This is a genomic window from Prauserella flavalba (genome assembly GCF_003202235.1).
GTDB classification, from domain to species: Bacteria; Actinomycetota; Actinomycetes; order Mycobacteriales; family Pseudonocardiaceae; genus Prauserella_A; species Prauserella_A flavalba.
Genome location: NZ_MASU01000008.1, coordinates 33,130 through 46,439 on the forward strand (window position 1 = coordinate 33,130; position 13,310 = coordinate 46,439).

The window sequence follows — 13,310 nt, forward strand, 5'->3', positions numbered from 1 at the left end:
CATGAAGGTCGGCATCGTCTGTCCGTACTCCTTCGACGTTCCCGGCGGCGTCCAGGGGCACGTCGTGGACCTCGCCAAGGCTCTGCTCGCGCGGGGGCACACGGTCTCGGTGCTCGCCCCCGCCGACGAGGACTCCGACGTGCCGCCGTTCGTGCACCCGGCGGGCCGCGCGCTCGGCATCCCGTACAACGGCTCGGTGGCCAGGCTCCAGTTCGGACCGGTGTCGTACGCGCGGGTGCGCCGGTGGATCCGCGAGAACGACTTCGACGTGCTGCACCTGCACGAGCCCGCGGCGCCGAGCCTGTCGCTGCTGGCGCTGAAGGTCGCCGACGGGCCGATCGTGGCGACGTTCCACACGTCGACCCCGCGCTCGCGGACCCTCTCGGCCTTCCAGCCGGTGCTGCGCCCGCTGCTGGAGAAGGTCACCGCGCGCATCGCGGTCTCCGCGCTCGCCCGGCGCGTCCAGGTCGAGCACTCCGGCGGCGACGCGGTGGAGATCCCCAACGGCGTCGACGTGGGCTTCTTCGCCGGAGCCGCGCCGCTGGAGGGCTACCCGCGCGCGGGCGGCACCATCGGCTTCGTCGGCCGCTACACCGAACCGCGCAAGGGCATGGCGGTGCTACTCGGCGCGCTGCGCCTGCTCGCGCCCGGGCAGCCGGGGCTGCGCCTGCTCGTGGTGGGCAGGGGAGACGCCGACACGCTGCGCCGCGAGGCGGGTCCCGAGCTCGCCCGGCGGATCGACGTGCTCGGGCAGGTCGACGACGCCACCAAGGCGCGGGCGCTGCGCAGCGTCGACGTCTACTGCGCGCCCAACACCGGCGGTGAGAGCTTCGGCATGATCCTCACCGAGGCGATGGCGGCGGGAACCCCCGTGGTGGCCAGCGATCTCGACTCGTTCCGCCGCGTCCTCGACGACGGCCGCGCCGGGGTGCTCACACCCACCGGCGACCCGGCCGCGCTCGCCGACGCGCTGCGCGACGTGCTCGGCGACGACCAGCGCCGGGCGCGGCTCTCGGCGGCGGCCACCGAGCGCGTCGCGATGTTCGACTGGCAGACCGTGGTGAAGCAGGTGCTGCGGGTGTACGAGACCGCGATCGCCGCCGACCCGCGCAAGGTCAGCACCGATCAGGAAGTGCCGCGGTGAACACCCTCGTCGTGCTGCTCGCCGTGCTGGCCGCGCTCGTCGTGGCCGGCGGCCTCTTCCTGGTGGCGACCGCCAACCGCCTCGACCGGCTGCACGTGCGCATGGACGCGGGCTGGGCGGCGCTCGACGCCGCGCTCGCCCGCAGGGCCGTGGTCGCGAGAACCGTCGCGGCGAGCGTGCTGCCGGCCGGGCAGGCGGGGATGTTGCGCGCGACCGCGGAGGGCGCGGAGTCCGCGCCCCGCCCGGAGCGCGAGCTCGCCGAGAACGAGCTGACCCGGCAGCTGGCCGACGTGGACCGGAGCGTGCTGCCCGCGCCGCTGGCCGACGAGCTGAGCGACGCCGAGCACCGCGTCGTGATCGCGCGCAGGGTCTACAACGACGCCGTGCGCGACACGCTCGCGCTGCGGCGGCGGCGGAAGGTGCGCTACTTCAAGCTTGCCGGCAAGGCGAAGCAGCCGGAGTACTTCGAGATCGCGGAGCCGGAGCTGGACACGGCGGCGGCGCTGCCGACGCCCCGCACGTCCGCCAGGGTGCTGCTCGTCGACGCCGGTGGCCGCGTGCTGCTGTTCAACGGCCGTGACCCCGGCGAGGACGGCTCCTCGTTCTGGTTCACCGTCGGCGGCGGCGTCGAGGACGGTGAGGACCTGCGCTCGGCGGCGGTGCGCGAGCTGAAGGAGGAGACCGGCCTCGACACGGCGGCCGAGCGGCTCGTCGGCCCTGTGTGGCGCAGGCGCGTCGAGTTCAGCTTCGACGGCCGCCGCTACGACGGCACGGAGTGGTTCTTCCTCGCCGAAGTGGATGGTGACCTCGCCGTGGACACCTCCGGGTTCAACGAGGTCGAGGTGGCCACCATCGACGAGCACCGGTGGTGGAGCGCCGACGAGCTGCGGGAGACCGGCGAGGTCGTGTACCCGGAGCAGCTCGGGGAGCTGCTGCCGTCGCTGCTGGACGCGGGCTGGGACGGGAGGCTGCGCTCGGTTCGCTGAGCGCGCCGGTGTGCCAGACTGGCCGGCATGGCGCAGAATCCGGAGTCCGATCCCGCCTGCGATGTCGCGCACGGCAAGGCCGAGGGCGGCACGGCCGAGCGCACGCTGGTGGCGGTGTTCGCCTCGCCCGTCGCGGAGTACCTGCTCCGCTACGGCCGGGATCTCGGCTTCACGCCGGTGCTCGTGGACCCGGATCCGGAGCGCGCGCGGGCGGCGGGAGCGGTCACCGCGGTGCCCGGGCTCGACGGCACCGCCGACGTCGTCGTCACCGATCACCACCGTGAGGAGCTCGGGGAGGTGCTGCGCGACGCGCTGGCGCAGCCTGCCCGCTGGATCGGCGTGCTCGGCAACCCGCGCCACAAGGGCCCGCACGTGGCCGCGTTGCAGGCGCTCGGCGTGGACACCGCCGACATCGCCCGCGTGCACCGGCCCGTCGGCCTCAACATCGGCTCCCGCACGCCGCCGGAGATCGCGATCGCGACCCTCGCCGGCCTGCTCGCCGACCGCAACGGCCGTCCCGGCGGCTTCCACTTCTGAGGGGTACCAACCGCCCCCAAGGCCACCTTTGGTGCGTTGAGCGCAACAAAGGTGGCCTTGGGGGCCGGGATCAGCGGGCGGCGAGGCTTTCGGGCATGGGGTCGTAGCGGGCGTGGCGGCGCGTGAAGCTCGCCGTGCCCGAGGTCATCGACCGCAGGTCGATGGCGTAGCGCAGCAGCTCCGTCGCGGGCACCTCCGCGCGGATCACGCTCCGGCCGTCGCCCGCCGACTCGGTGCCGAGCACCCTGCCCCGCCGCGACGACAGGTCGCCGAGCACGGCGCCCAGGTGGTCGTCGGGAAGCTGGACGAGCACCTCGTCGAGCGGTTCGAGCAGGATCACGCTCGTCTTCGCCGCCGCGTCCTTCAACGCGAGCGCGCCCGCGGTCTGGAACGCCGCGTCGGAGGAGTCCACGCTGTGCGCCTTGCCGTCGAACAGCGTCACGCGCACGTCGACGACGGGGTGGTCGTCGACGAGGCCCTTGCGCAGCTGCGCCCGCACGCCCTTCTCCACGCTCGGGATGAACTGGTGTGGCACGGCCCCGCCGACGACCTTGTCGACGAACTCGAACCCCGAACCGCGCGGCAGCGGCTCGACCTCGATGTCGCACACGGCGTACTGCCCGTGCCCTCCGGACTGCTTGACGTGCCTGCCGTGCCCGCTCGCCTTGCCGGCGAACGTCGAGCGCAGGCTGATGCGCACCGGTTCGGTGTCCACCTCGGCGCCGCCCGCGCGCAGGCGGGACAGCACCACGTCGGCGTGCGCCTCGCCCATGCACCACAGCACGAGCTGGTTGGTCTCCGGGTTGCGTTCCATGCGCAGCGTCGGGTCACCGGCCACGAGCCGTGACAGGTTGCGGGCGAGCGCGTCCTCGTCGCTGCGGGTCTTGGCCACCACGGCTACCGGCAGCAGCGGTTCCGGCATGGCCCACGGCCGCATCAGCAGCGGATCGTCCGGATAGGACACCGTGTCGCCGGTCTCCGCCGAGCCGATCTTGGTGAGGGCGCACAGGTCTCCCGCGACGCAGTAGGGCACCTCCCGCAGGCTCGCGCCCAGCGGCGAGTAGAGGTGGGCGACGCGCTCGTCGGTGTCGTGGTCGGCGTGCCCGCGCTCGGCGAGGCCGTGGCCCGACACGTGCACCGGCCGTTCCGGCCGCAGCGTCCCGGAGAACACGCGCACGAGCGAGACCCTGCCGACGTAGGAGTCCACCGCCGTCCGCACGACCTCGGCGGCGAGCGGGCCGCCAGGGTCGGGGGAGAGGCGGGGGTGCGGCACCCCGTCGGGAGAGGTCACCTCGGGCAGGTCGTGTTCCAGCGGTGACGGGAACGCGCGCGCGATGCCGTCGAGTACCTCGGCCAGTCCGACGCCGGTCTCCGCGCACACCGGGATCACCGGGTGGAAGGTGCCGCGCGCGACGGCGGTCTCGAGGTCGGCGATGAGTGTGTCCTCGGCGATCGGCTCGCCCGCGAGGTAGCGGTCCATGAGGGTCTCGTCCTCGCTCTCGGCGATGATTCCCTCGATCAGCTCGTTGCGGGCGTCGGTGAGCCGTTCCAGGTCGGCGGGATCCGGCTCGCCGATGGCGGGCGGGTAGCCGTTCGAGTAGTCGAAGAACCGCTGGGTGATCAGGCCGATCAGGCCCTGCTTGCCGCCGCCAGCGGGCAGGTACAGCGGAAGGACGCCGGAGCCGAACGCGTCCTGGCACGCCGCGATCTCGCCCTCGACGTCGGCCCGTGCGTGGTCGAGCCGGGACACGATCACGGCACGCGGCATGCCGACCTGGGCGCATTCCTCCCAGAGCGCGACGGTCGCCGGGTCGATGCCCTCGCCCGCGCTCACGACGAACAGGGCGGCGTCGGCGGCGCGCAGGCCCGCGCGCAGTTCGCCGACGAAGTCCGCGTAGCCGGGGGTGTCGATGAGGTTGATCTTGACGTCGCCGTAGACCACCGGGGCGACCGAGAGGCCCACCGAGCGCTGCTGCCGCACCGCGGCGGGGTCGTGGTCGCAGACCGTGGTGCCCTCCACGACGGATCCGGCGCGGTTCACCGTCCCGGATGCGACGAGCAGGGCCTCGGTGAGGGTGGTCTTGCCGGAACCGGAGGGCCCGACCAGTACCACGTTGCGTACCCTGCCGGGATCGTCTACAGCGACCGCGGCCCCGGCGTCGCCGTTCTTCGTCTGCTTCTCGGCCATCGCGGGTCTCCCTTGCGCCGACGTCGGTGTCGAGGTGTGCCCTCGATCACACACCCGTTGCGGACGCCCGGCAAGGCCATGCGGCGACCGGGCGAAAGTGGCCTGCCGAGATAGCCCGCTACTGGCACCTTTCAGCGGTCCACGTCGAACGTACGCTGGACCCGTAACCCCCTTTGTGTCGTGAAAGGCTCCCTCAGTGTCTGACGCCCAGTCCACCAGCTCCCCCCTGCCCGAGACCGGCACCGCCCGCGTGAAGCGCGGCATGGCCGAGATGCTCAAGGGCGGTGTGATCATGGATGTCGTCACGCCCGAGCAGGCGAAGATCGCCGAGGACGCCGGTGCCGTCGCGGTGATGGCGCTGGAGCGCGTGCCCGCTGACATCCGCGCCCAGGGTGGCGTCGCCAGGATGAGCGACCCGGACCTGATCGACGGCATCATCTCCGCCGTCTCCATTCCCGTGATGGCCAAGGCCCGCATCGGCCACTTCGTCGAGGCGCAGGTGCTGCAGTCGCTCGGCGTCGACTACGTCGACGAGTCCGAGGTGCTCACCCCGGCCGACTACGCCAACCACATCGACAAGTGGGCGTTCACCGTGCCGTTCGTCTGCGGTGCGACCAACCTCGGCGAGGCGCTGCGCCGCATCAATGAGGGCGCGGCGATGATCCGCTCCAAGGGTGAGGCGGGCACCGGCGACGTCTCCAACGCCACCACGCACATGCGCAAGATCCGCGCGGAACTGCGCAAGCTCACCGCCCTGCCGGAGGACGAGCTCTACGTCGCGGCCAAGGAGCTGCAGGCACCGTACGAGCTGGTCAAGGAGGTCGCGGCCACCGGCAAGTTGCCGGTCGTGCTGTTCACCGCCGGTGGCATCGCCACCCCCGCCGACGCCGCGATGATGATGCAGCTGGGCGCCGAGGGCGTGTTCGTGGGCTCGGGCATCTTCAAGTCCGGCGACCCGGCGAAGCGGGCCGAGGCGATCGTGAAGGCGACGACGTTCCACGACGACCCCGACGTACTCGCGAAGGTCTCGCGCGGTCTCGGCGAGGCCATGGTCGGCATCAACGTCGACGACGTGCCCGAGCCGCACCGGCTCGCCGAGCGCGGCTGGTAACCCCCTCGAGACAGCTGCAGTGAAGGCCACCTTGCCTGCGTTCAACGCAGGCAAGGTGGCCTTCACTGCGGTCGGGGTGGGTCACTAGGGGTGCAGCTGGTGGAGGTCCGGCTCGCCCTGCAGTTGCCTGCTGTGCTCGACCAGGCGGGGATAGTCGGTCGCGATGCCCTGCAACAGGGTCTCCACCGCCCGCTCGATCTCGGCGTTGCTCGTGGCGGCGTGTCCGAACAGGGCGCGGTAGTGCACGAGTGAGCCGAGCAGGTCGAGGGTCAGGCCGAGGTCGAGATCGGCGCGCAGGTCGCCGCGGGCGATGGCGCGCGTGAGCGTCCGCTCCACCGCGGCGCGGGGCGGGGCGAACAGCATGGTCATGAAGTCGCCGCGCAGTCCCGGTTCCGCCGTGCAGTCGGCCAGCAGCGGGCCGAGCACGCCGGGCGGCATGCGGTCGAACGCCGCGACGAACACGCTGATGCACTCCGCCAGGTCGCACAGGGTGCAGTCGCTGTCGGGGACCGCGACCTCCCCGAGCCGCCGGGCGAGCGCGGCCAGCACGAGGTGCTGGCGGGTGGGCCAGCGCCGGTAGATGGCCGGCTTCGTGGTGCCGGCCCTGCGCGCGACCTCCTCGAGTGTGAAGCGCGTGTAGCCGGAGGCGTCGAGGACGGCGAGCGTCGCGTCGAGCACGGCGGCGTCGATCTGCGTGTTCCGCGGCCGTCCCGCGCGGGCCGGTTCGCGAGGGGATTGCATGCCCTCGATCCTACCCGATACATTACGAGTCGTATCGTAATGAAAAGGGGGTCACCCATGACCACGGACACCACGGCGCCGCGACGAGCGGGTCGTCGCGAATGGCTCGGCCTGGCCGTGCTGGGCCTGCCGACGCTGTTGCTCTCGATCGACAACACCGTGCTCTTCCTCGCCCTCCCGCAGCTGAGTGCCGACCTCGCGCCGTCGCCCACCCAGGAGCTGTGGATCATGGACAGCTACGGCTTCCTCATCGCCGGGTTCCTGGTCACGATGGGCGGGCTGGGGGACCGGATCGGCAGGCGCAGGCTGCTGCTCATCGGCGCCGCCGCGTTCGGGGCCGCGTCGGTGCTCGCGGCCTACTCGGTCAGCCCGGAGATGCTCATCGCGGGCAGGGTGCTGCTCGGTATCGCGGCGGCGACGCTCATGCCGACCTCGCTGGGGCTGATCACCGAGATGTTCCCCGAGGGCGGGCAGCGCGGGCTCGCCATCGGCGTGTTCATCAGCTGTTTCATGGGCGGCGCCGCGCTGGGCCCCGTGGTCGGCGGCGTCCTGCTGGAGACGTTCTGGTGGGGCTCGGTGTTCCTCATCGGTGTGCCGGTGATGCTCCTGCTGCTGGTGGCCGGGCCACTGGTGCTGCCGGCCCACCGGGGCAGCGGGTCGGGCCGCCTCGACCTGCCGAGTGTGGCCCTGTCGCTGGCCACCGTGCTGCCCGCCGTCTACGGCCTCAAGGAGCTCGCCGGGGACGGGCCGTGGTGGCGCGCGCTGCTCGCCGTCGCCGTCGGCGCACTGGCCGGAGCCGTGTTCGTCCGCAGGCAGCGCAGGCTCACCGACCCGCTGCTGGACCCCAGGCTCTTCGGCAACAGGGCGTTCAGCATCGCGCTCGGGATCCTGCTCTGCGGGATGATCATGCAGGGCGGCGTGTATCTCGTCGTCGGGCAGTACCTGCAGTTCGTCGAGGGACTCTCACCGCTGGAGGCCGGGCTGTGGCTGGTCGCGCCCGCCCTCGCGCTCATCGCGGGCTCGCTGCTGGCCCCGGTGCTGGCCCGCCGGTTCCGGCCCTCGACCGTGATCGGGGCCGGGATGGCGCTCTCGGCGGCGGGGTGGCTCATGCTCGCCCAGGCCGGTTCGGCAACGGGGTTGTCCCTGCTCGTCGTGGGCCTGGTCCTCGGGTTCCTCGGCTGCTCGCCCATCGGCGCGCTCGGCACGGAGCTCGTGGTCAGCTCGGCCCCGCCGGAGCGGGCGGGCTCGGCGTCCTCGGTGTCGGAGACCAGCGGCGAGCTGGGCATCGCACTGGGTGTCGCGACGCTGGGCAGTCTGCTCGGGATCGTCTACCGGGGCCAGGTCGCGGGCGCGCTCCCGGACGGGCTGCCCGCCGGGACGGCCGAGGCCGCGCGGGGCACGCTGGCCGGGGCCGTCACCTCCGCGCGGGAGCTGCCGCCCGGGCTCGCCGCCGACGTGCTCGACGTCGCGCGGGCGGCGTTCACCTCGGGCCTGGGCGCGGTGGCCGTGGCCGCCGCGGTGCTCTCGGCCGGTCTCGCCGTGCTCGCGGTGACGATGCTGCGGGACCTGCGGCGGGTGTGAGTCAGACGTGCTCGGAGACGAGCACGGCGACCGTGTCGCGTTCGAGCGCCTCGAACACGTGCGGCACGTCGCCGGGGTAGCTGATGTAGTCGCCGGGGCCGAGCTCGACGGGCTCCTCCGACAGCCCGACGAGCGCGCGGCCCCGGCTCAGCACCACGTGCTCGACCACGCCGGGCATGTGCGGATCGGACTCCCGGGGCTTGCCCGGCTGGGCCACGATCTGGAACACGTCGCGCCGGGCGTTGGGCGGGCACGCGCTGAGCATCGTCGCGACGTAGTCGGCGCGCTCGGCCGCGAACGTCGGGCCCTCGCCGGCCCGGATCAGCTGCACCTTCGGCCGGGTCGGCTCCACCAGCTGCGCGAACGGCACGTCGAGCGCCACGCTCAGCGCCCACAGCGTCTCGACGCTCGGGTTGCCGGTGCCCGCCTCGAGCTGGGAGAGCGTCGACTTCGCGATGCCGGCCCTGCGCGCGACCTCGGCCAGCGACAGCCCGGCACGGCGGCGCTCCCGCTGCAGTGACGCCGCGATCACCGCGAGTGGTGCTCCGTTCTCCCTGCTCTCCGGCATATCGTTCGCTCCAGAAGTCGGGTCGTTCGGCTTGACGAACGTCGGTCGTTCGTCCAGTATAGAAGGCGATGCGTTCGATATGGCGAACCCTGGACCGCGGACTCGCGCGTGACATCGCGCTGGTCTGCCTCGCCGACGCGGTCGTCGGCGTCTCCTTCGGTGCGATCACGGTGAGCTCCGGCCTGCCGCTGTGGCTGCCGATGCTGCTGTCACTCGTCGTCTTCGCGGGCGCCGCGCAGTTCATGTTCGTCGGGCTGGTCGCCTCCGGCGGCAACCCGATCGCCGCCGTGGTCGCCGGGCTGCTGGTCAACGCCAGGCACCTGCCCTTCGGCTTCGCGGTCGGCGACGTCCTCGGCGACCGCTGGGCCCGCCGGATCGCCGGCACCCACCTGATGATCGACGAGACCGTCGCGTTCGCGCTGGCGCAGCGCGACGCCGAGCGCCGCAGGGCCGCCTACTGGGCGTGCGGCATCGGGCTGTTCGTCTGCTGGAACATCGGGGTCGTGCTCGGCGCGTTCGGCGGCACGGTGGTCAGCGACACCGACGCCTTCGGCCTCGACGCCGCGTTCCCCGCCGTGCTGCTCGCGCTCGTGCTGCCCTCCCTCAAGGACCAGGCGACCCGCAGGGCCGCGCTGGCCGGCGTGGTGATCGCGCTGGCCACGGCGCCGTTCCTGCCCGCGGGCCTGCCCGTGCTGCTCGCGCTCGCCGGGGTGCTCGTGAGCTTCGCGGGCGGGCAGGCCGAACCCGCTGAGAAGGAGAAGGAGGCGGCGTCGTGATCTCCGCGGCCACGCTCATCGTCGCCACCGTCGTGCTGGGCGCGGGCACCTTCGCGTTCCGCTTCGCCGGGCCCGTGCTGCGAGCCAGGGTCGAGCTGTCCCCGCGCGTCGAGAAACTCATGGCGATCTCCGCGGTGACGCTGCTCGCGGCACTGGTCGCGACGGCGGCGCTGCTCGACGGCCACGAGTTCGTCGGGTTCGCCAGGCCCGCCGGGGTCGCGGTCGGCGGGCTGCTGGCGTGGCGCAAGGCGCCCTTCGTCGTGGTGGTCCTCGCTGCGGCCGCCACGGCCGCGCTCCTGCGGCTGCTCGGGGTGCCCTGACCGGAGGCCCGCCTCCGCACAGTAGGCTTGACCAGGGAGTTCCTGGAAGGTGCTGTTGCGTGTCGAAGAAGCGACCGGTCATCGGAGTGCTCGCCCTGCAGGGCGACGTGCGGGAGCACGCCGCGATGCTGGAACGGGCGGGAGCCACCGCGGTGCCCGTGCGCAGGCCGCGTGAGCTCGCCGAGGTCGACGGCCTCGTGCTCCCGGGCGGTGAGTCCACCACCATGTCGCGCCTGCTGGAGACGTTCGAGCTGCTGGAGCCGCTGCGCGGGCGGCTGGCCGACGGCATGCCCGCGTTCGGCTCGTGCGCGGGCATGATCCTGCTGGCGAGGCAGGCGCTCGACGGCCGCGAGGACCAGCACCAGCTCGACGCGCTCGACATGGTGGTGCGGCGCAACGCGTTCGGCCGCCAGGTGGACTCGTTCGAGGGCGACCTGGACTTCACCGGTGTCGAGGGCGGCTCGCTGCACGCCGTCTTCATCCGCGCCCCGTGGGTCGAGAAGACCGGCGACGGCGTGGAGGTGCTCGCCAGGATCCCGCACACCAGGGACGCCGGAGCGGCGGCGGATAGGATCGTCGCGGTCCGCCAGGGGACGGTGCTCGCCACCGCGTTCCACCCGGAGCTGACGGGGGACGAGCGCGTGCACCGGCTGTTCGTGGGCATCGTGCAGGAGAAGTGATTTTGGAGGAGAGATGAGCGGCCACTCCAAGTGGGCCACCACCAAGCACAAGAAGGCCGCCCTCGACGCCAAGCGTGGCAAGCTGTTCGCGAGACTGATCAAGAACATCGAGGTCGCCGCGCGGACCGGCGGGGGCGACCCGGACGGCAACCCGACGCTGTACGACGCCATCCAGAAGGCGAAGAAGAACTCCGTCCCCCAGGACAACATCGAGCGCGCGCGCAAGCGCGGCGCCGGTGAGGAGGCCGGTGGCGCCGACTGGCAGAACATCACGTACGAGGGCTACGGCCCCAACGGCGTGGCCGTGCTGATCGAATGCCTCACCGACAACAAGAACCGCGCCGCCTCCGAGGTGCGCACCGCGCTGACCCGCAACGGCGGCTCGCTCGCCGACCCCGGCTCGGTCGCGTACCTGTTCAACCGCAAGGGCGTCGTGCTCATGCCCAAGGGCGAGCTGTCCGAGGACGACGTGCTCATGGCCGTGCTCGACGCGGGCGCGGAGGAGGTCAACGACCTCGGGGAGAGCTTCGAGATCGTCTCGGAGGCCGGTGACCTCGTCGGCGTGCGGTCGGCACTGCAGGAGGCCGGGTACGACTACGAGTCGGCGGAGGCGAACTTCCTGCCGTCGGTCAACGTGCCGCTGGACGCCGAGGGCGCCAAGAAGGTCTTCCGGCTGATCGACGCGCTCGAGGACTGCGACGACGTGCAGAACGTCTACGCGAACTTCGACGTTTCCGACGAGGTCATGGCCGAGGTCGGCTGACGTCCGTCAGCGCGGGCAGGAGGAGCAGCCGCCGGAGAACACGGTGTAGGCCAGCAGGCGCTCCTCCGTGGAGTTGAGCCGCTCACCGGTCATGAGCTTGAGCTCGGCGGCCAGGATCTGGTCCTGCAGGTCCTCGCTGCCGCCCTGCGGCGGCGGGGACTTCAGCGTGGGGTCGGTCATGGGGTCTTCCCGTGGGGTCGGGTGCGGGTTGGTCGATGGTAGGCGCCCTCGGCCGCCGGAGCGTAGGAACTGCGTCACGTCCGGCGGTCCGGGATTCCCACTCGGGTCTCCGTTGAACCCCTTGGGGGCTCGCGCGGCCGTACGGCACAATGGCCGCCGTGACGTCCGAAACCGTTGCCGACGACAAAGACCAGCAGCTGCGTGAGTGGATCGTCGCGCAAGCGGAGAAACGCGGCAACGCGGTGATCACCGTGGCCGCGGACGGCAACGGGGCCGGCTTTGCCTTCACCGTGTGCGCGTGGGCGATGCACGAGGTGCCGGAGGCGGTGGTGGTCGGGCTCCCCGGCGAGTTCGCGCCCGTGCTCCTCGACGCCTACGTCGACCGCGCGGCCGCGGGCGAGAAGTTCGAATTCGGCAAGCTGTACAACGATTTCTTCGAGGGTGTGCCGGTGACCTTCGAGCAGGTCGCGCCGGGGCACTACCCCGAATTCTTCGGCAGCGCGTTCCTCGTCTACCCCGACGGCGACTTCCCCGCCGTGCAGATCATCGTGCCGACCCCCTCGGGCCACTGGCCGTGGCAGGAGGGTGCGCCGGAGGGGTTCGCCGCGTGGCAGCCGGTGCTGACGATGACCGGCAGGCCGGAGAGCTGGACGCCGGGCGTCGACGGGCCCTGACCGTCCACATCGGATAGACAGGGGGTGGAATTCGGCCCCCGTTCTCCTCGTGCTCGCCCGCACGCCGGGCGCCGCTCATGAGCGACCACGAAAGTCCTCCCGGGCACCGTGCCCGCAGGTGAGGAGGATGTCGTGGAACAGAGCGGAATCTCGAGACGTGGGGCGCTCGGACTGGCGGGCGTCGCGGGGGCCGCGGGGCTCGTTGTCGCCTCGGGGACGGCGAACGCCGCGGGCCAGGGCAAGGCCGTCATCGGCGAGGCCAAGGGCACGAATCTGCACGTGATGTCGTTCAACATCCGGCTGGACACCAAGGCCGCGCCCGGCACGCCGGACTCCTGGACCGACCGGCGCCCGGTGCTGGCGCGCTTCCTCGACGTGGAGCGGCCGACCGTGCTCGGCGTCCAGGAGGCGCTGTACCACCAGGTGAAGCAGGTGAGTGCCGACCTGCCGGGGCACTACGACTGGATCGGGCTCGGCCGCGAGGGCGGCGGCCGCGGCGAGTTCATGGCGATCTACTACGACGCCCGCAGGCTCGAACCGCTCGATCTCGACCACTTCTGGCTCTCCGACACCCCGAACGTCATCGGCTCGACGTCGTGGGGCAACAACGTGATCAGGATGGTCACGTGGGTGCGCTTCGCGGACCGCCGCACCGGCACCGAGTTCGTCCACGTCAACACGCACTTCGACCACCAGTCCGAACCCTCGCGCCAGCGCAGCGCCGCGCTCGTGCGCGACCGGATCGCCGGCTTCGACCCCGCGCTGCCCGTGGTGCTCACCGGCGACTTCAACACCCCGGCACCCGGCTCCGAGTCCTACCGCGTCCTCGTCACCGACGGCGGGCTCACCGACACGTGGCTGGCGGGCAGGCAGTTGACCCCGGAATGGGGAACGTTCCCGAACTACCGGGACCCGGTGCTCGGCGCGAACCGCATCGACTGGGTGCTCGCCAGCGCCCGCGTCGACGTGCTCGCCGCCGCGATCAACACGTTCCGCCTGCGTGGCCGCTACCCGTCCGACCACACGCCCGTGCAGGCGCTCGTGCGCTGCGCCTGACCCGG

Annotated in this window: 15 protein-coding genes; 11 read left to right on the forward strand and 4 right to left on the reverse strand. The window is 72.2% G+C overall.

The window, feature by feature from the left end; translation table 11 throughout:
• Nucleotide 1 precedes the first annotated feature (1 nt).
• Genes BA062_RS20510 through BA062_RS20520 form a run of 3 tightly spaced genes read left to right on the forward strand, consistent with a single transcriptional unit; the run spans nt 2 to nt 2,667 of the window.
• Nucleotides 2-1,144, forward strand: coding sequence for a glycosyltransferase family 4 protein (locus BA062_RS20510; RefSeq protein ID WP_110339163.1), 1,143 nt, complete (start codon nt 2-4; stop codon nt 1,142-1,144).
• Nucleotides 1,141-2,130, forward strand: coding sequence for an NUDIX hydrolase (locus BA062_RS20515; protein WP_110339165.1), 990 nt, complete (start codon nt 1,141-1,143; stop codon nt 2,128-2,130). Before BA062_RS20510 ends, BA062_RS20515 begins: the two co-directional genes overlap by 4 nt.
• A 27-nt stretch (nt 2,131-2,157) precedes the next feature.
• On the forward strand, nt 2,158-2,667 hold the full coding sequence (locus BA062_RS20520; protein WP_110339167.1) for an XdhC family protein: 510 nt from the start codon (nt 2,158-2,160) through the stop codon (nt 2,665-2,667).
• Between the two features lie 70 nt (nt 2,668-2,737).
• On the opposite strand, the gene BA062_RS20525 is transcribed toward BA062_RS20520, so the two are convergent.
• Nucleotides 2,738-4,855 carry an elongation factor G-like protein EF-G2 gene (locus BA062_RS20525; protein ID WP_110339169.1) on the reverse strand — a complete coding sequence of 706 codons (2,118 nt, stop codon included), beginning with the start codon at nt 4,853-4,855 and terminating at the stop codon, nt 2,738-2,740.
• A 196-nt stretch (nt 4,856-5,051) separates the two neighbouring features.
• Between BA062_RS20525 and pdxS the strand changes: the two genes are divergently transcribed.
• The gene (pdxS, locus tag BA062_RS20530) at nt 5,052-5,966 is read left to right on the forward strand and encodes a pyridoxal 5'-phosphate synthase lyase subunit PdxS (protein ID WP_110339171.1); all 915 of its coding nucleotides are present in this window, start codon (nt 5,052-5,054) and stop codon (nt 5,964-5,966) included.
• An 84-nt stretch (nt 5,967-6,050) separates the two neighbouring features.
• Here pdxS and BA062_RS20535 read toward each other — a convergent pair whose 3' ends face one another.
• Nucleotides 6,051-6,707 (reverse strand): TetR/AcrR family transcriptional regulator, encoded by a 657-nt coding sequence (locus BA062_RS20535; RefSeq protein ID WP_110339173.1) that lies wholly within the window; start codon nt 6,705-6,707, stop codon nt 6,051-6,053.
• A 57-nt stretch (nt 6,708-6,764) separates the two neighbouring features.
• On the opposite strand from BA062_RS20535, the gene BA062_RS20540 reads away from it, so the two are divergent.
• Complete coding sequence (locus BA062_RS20540; RefSeq protein ID WP_110339175.1) at nt 6,765-8,288, forward strand: MFS transporter; 1,524 nt, start codon at nt 6,765-6,767, stop codon at nt 8,286-8,288.
• A gap of 1 nt (nt 8,289) precedes the next feature.
• Here the strand turns inward: BA062_RS20540 and BA062_RS20545 are convergent, their stop codons facing one another.
• Complete coding sequence (locus tag BA062_RS20545) at nt 8,290-8,856, reverse strand: helix-turn-helix domain-containing protein (RefSeq protein ID WP_110339177.1); 567 nt, start codon at nt 8,854-8,856, stop codon at nt 8,290-8,292.
• A gap of 68 nt (nt 8,857-8,924) precedes the next feature.
• Here BA062_RS20545 and BA062_RS20550 point away from each other — a divergent pair, with 68 nt between their 5' ends.
• Genes BA062_RS20550 through BA062_RS20565 form a run of 4 tightly spaced genes read left to right on the forward strand, consistent with a single transcriptional unit; the run spans nt 8,925 to nt 11,395 of the window.
• A complete protein-coding gene (locus tag BA062_RS20550) occupies nt 8,925-9,632 on the forward strand; it encodes an AzlC family ABC transporter permease (protein ID WP_110339179.1) in 708 nt (235 codons plus the stop codon).
• On the forward strand, nt 9,632-9,952 hold the full coding sequence (locus tag BA062_RS20555) for an AzlD domain-containing protein (protein ID WP_110339649.1): 321 nt from the start codon (nt 9,632-9,634) through the stop codon (nt 9,950-9,952). Before BA062_RS20550 ends, BA062_RS20555 begins: the two co-directional genes overlap by 1 nt.
• Nucleotides 9,953-10,011: 59 nt before the next feature.
• Complete coding sequence (gene pdxT, locus BA062_RS20560) at nt 10,012-10,632, forward strand: pyridoxal 5'-phosphate synthase glutaminase subunit PdxT (protein WP_110339181.1); 621 nt, start codon at nt 10,012-10,014, stop codon at nt 10,630-10,632.
• A 13-nt stretch (nt 10,633-10,645) separates the two neighbouring features.
• Complete coding sequence (locus BA062_RS20565; RefSeq protein ID WP_110339183.1) at nt 10,646-11,395, forward strand: YebC/PmpR family DNA-binding transcriptional regulator; 750 nt, start codon at nt 10,646-10,648, stop codon at nt 11,393-11,395.
• Between the two features lie 6 nt (nt 11,396-11,401).
• Here the strand turns inward: BA062_RS20565 and BA062_RS39900 are convergent, their stop codons facing one another.
• The gene (locus BA062_RS39900; protein ID WP_168214038.1) at nt 11,402-11,575 is read right to left on the reverse strand and encodes a hypothetical protein; all 174 of its coding nucleotides are present in this window, start codon (nt 11,573-11,575) and stop codon (nt 11,402-11,404) included.
• 149 nt (nt 11,576-11,724) lie between these two features.
• Between BA062_RS39900 and BA062_RS20570 the strand changes: the two genes are divergently transcribed.
• Together BA062_RS20570 and BA062_RS20575 are read left to right on the forward strand one after the other, a co-directional pair.
• Nucleotides 11,725-12,249, forward strand: a complete 525-nt coding sequence (locus BA062_RS20570; protein ID WP_110339185.1) for a DUF4262 domain-containing protein — start codon at nt 11,725-11,727, stop codon at nt 12,247-12,249.
• Between the two features lie 132 nt (nt 12,250-12,381).
• Complete coding sequence (locus BA062_RS20575; protein ID WP_110339187.1) at nt 12,382-13,305, forward strand: endonuclease/exonuclease/phosphatase family protein; 924 nt, start codon at nt 12,382-12,384, stop codon at nt 13,303-13,305.
• Nucleotides 13,306-13,310 lie beyond the last annotated feature (5 nt).

Coding starts and splice junctions, on each gene's coding strand:
- BA062_RS20545 (WP_110339177.1), bottom strand. CDS start 8,856: ATGCCGGAGAGCAGGGAGAACGGAGCACCACTCGCGGTGATCGCGGCG.
- BA062_RS20570 (WP_110339185.1), top strand. CDS start 11,725: ATGGCCGCCGTGACGTCCGAAACCGTTGCCGACGACAAAGACCAGCAG.
- BA062_RS39900 (WP_168214038.1), bottom strand. CDS start 11,575: ATGACCGACCCCACGCTGAAGTCCCCGCCGCCGCAGGGCGGCAGCGAG.
- BA062_RS20550 (WP_110339179.1), top strand. CDS start 8,925: ATGCGTTCGATATGGCGAACCCTGGACCGCGGACTCGCGCGTGACATC.
- BA062_RS20525 (WP_110339169.1), bottom strand. CDS start 4,855: ATGGCCGAGAAGCAGACGAAGAACGGCGACGCCGGGGCCGCGGTCGCT.
- BA062_RS20535 (WP_110339173.1), bottom strand. CDS start 6,707: ATGCAATCCCCTCGCGAACCGGCCCGCGCGGGACGGCCGCGGAACACG.
- BA062_RS20510 (WP_110339163.1), top strand. CDS start 2: ATGAAGGTCGGCATCGTCTGTCCGTACTCCTTCGACGTTCCCGGCGGC.
- BA062_RS20565 (WP_110339183.1), top strand. CDS start 10,646: ATGAGCGGCCACTCCAAGTGGGCCACCACCAAGCACAAGAAGGCCGCC.
- BA062_RS20540 (WP_110339175.1), top strand. CDS start 6,765: ATGACCACGGACACCACGGCGCCGCGACGAGCGGGTCGTCGCGAATGG.
- BA062_RS20520 (WP_110339167.1), top strand. CDS start 2,158: ATGGCGCAGAATCCGGAGTCCGATCCCGCCTGCGATGTCGCGCACGGC.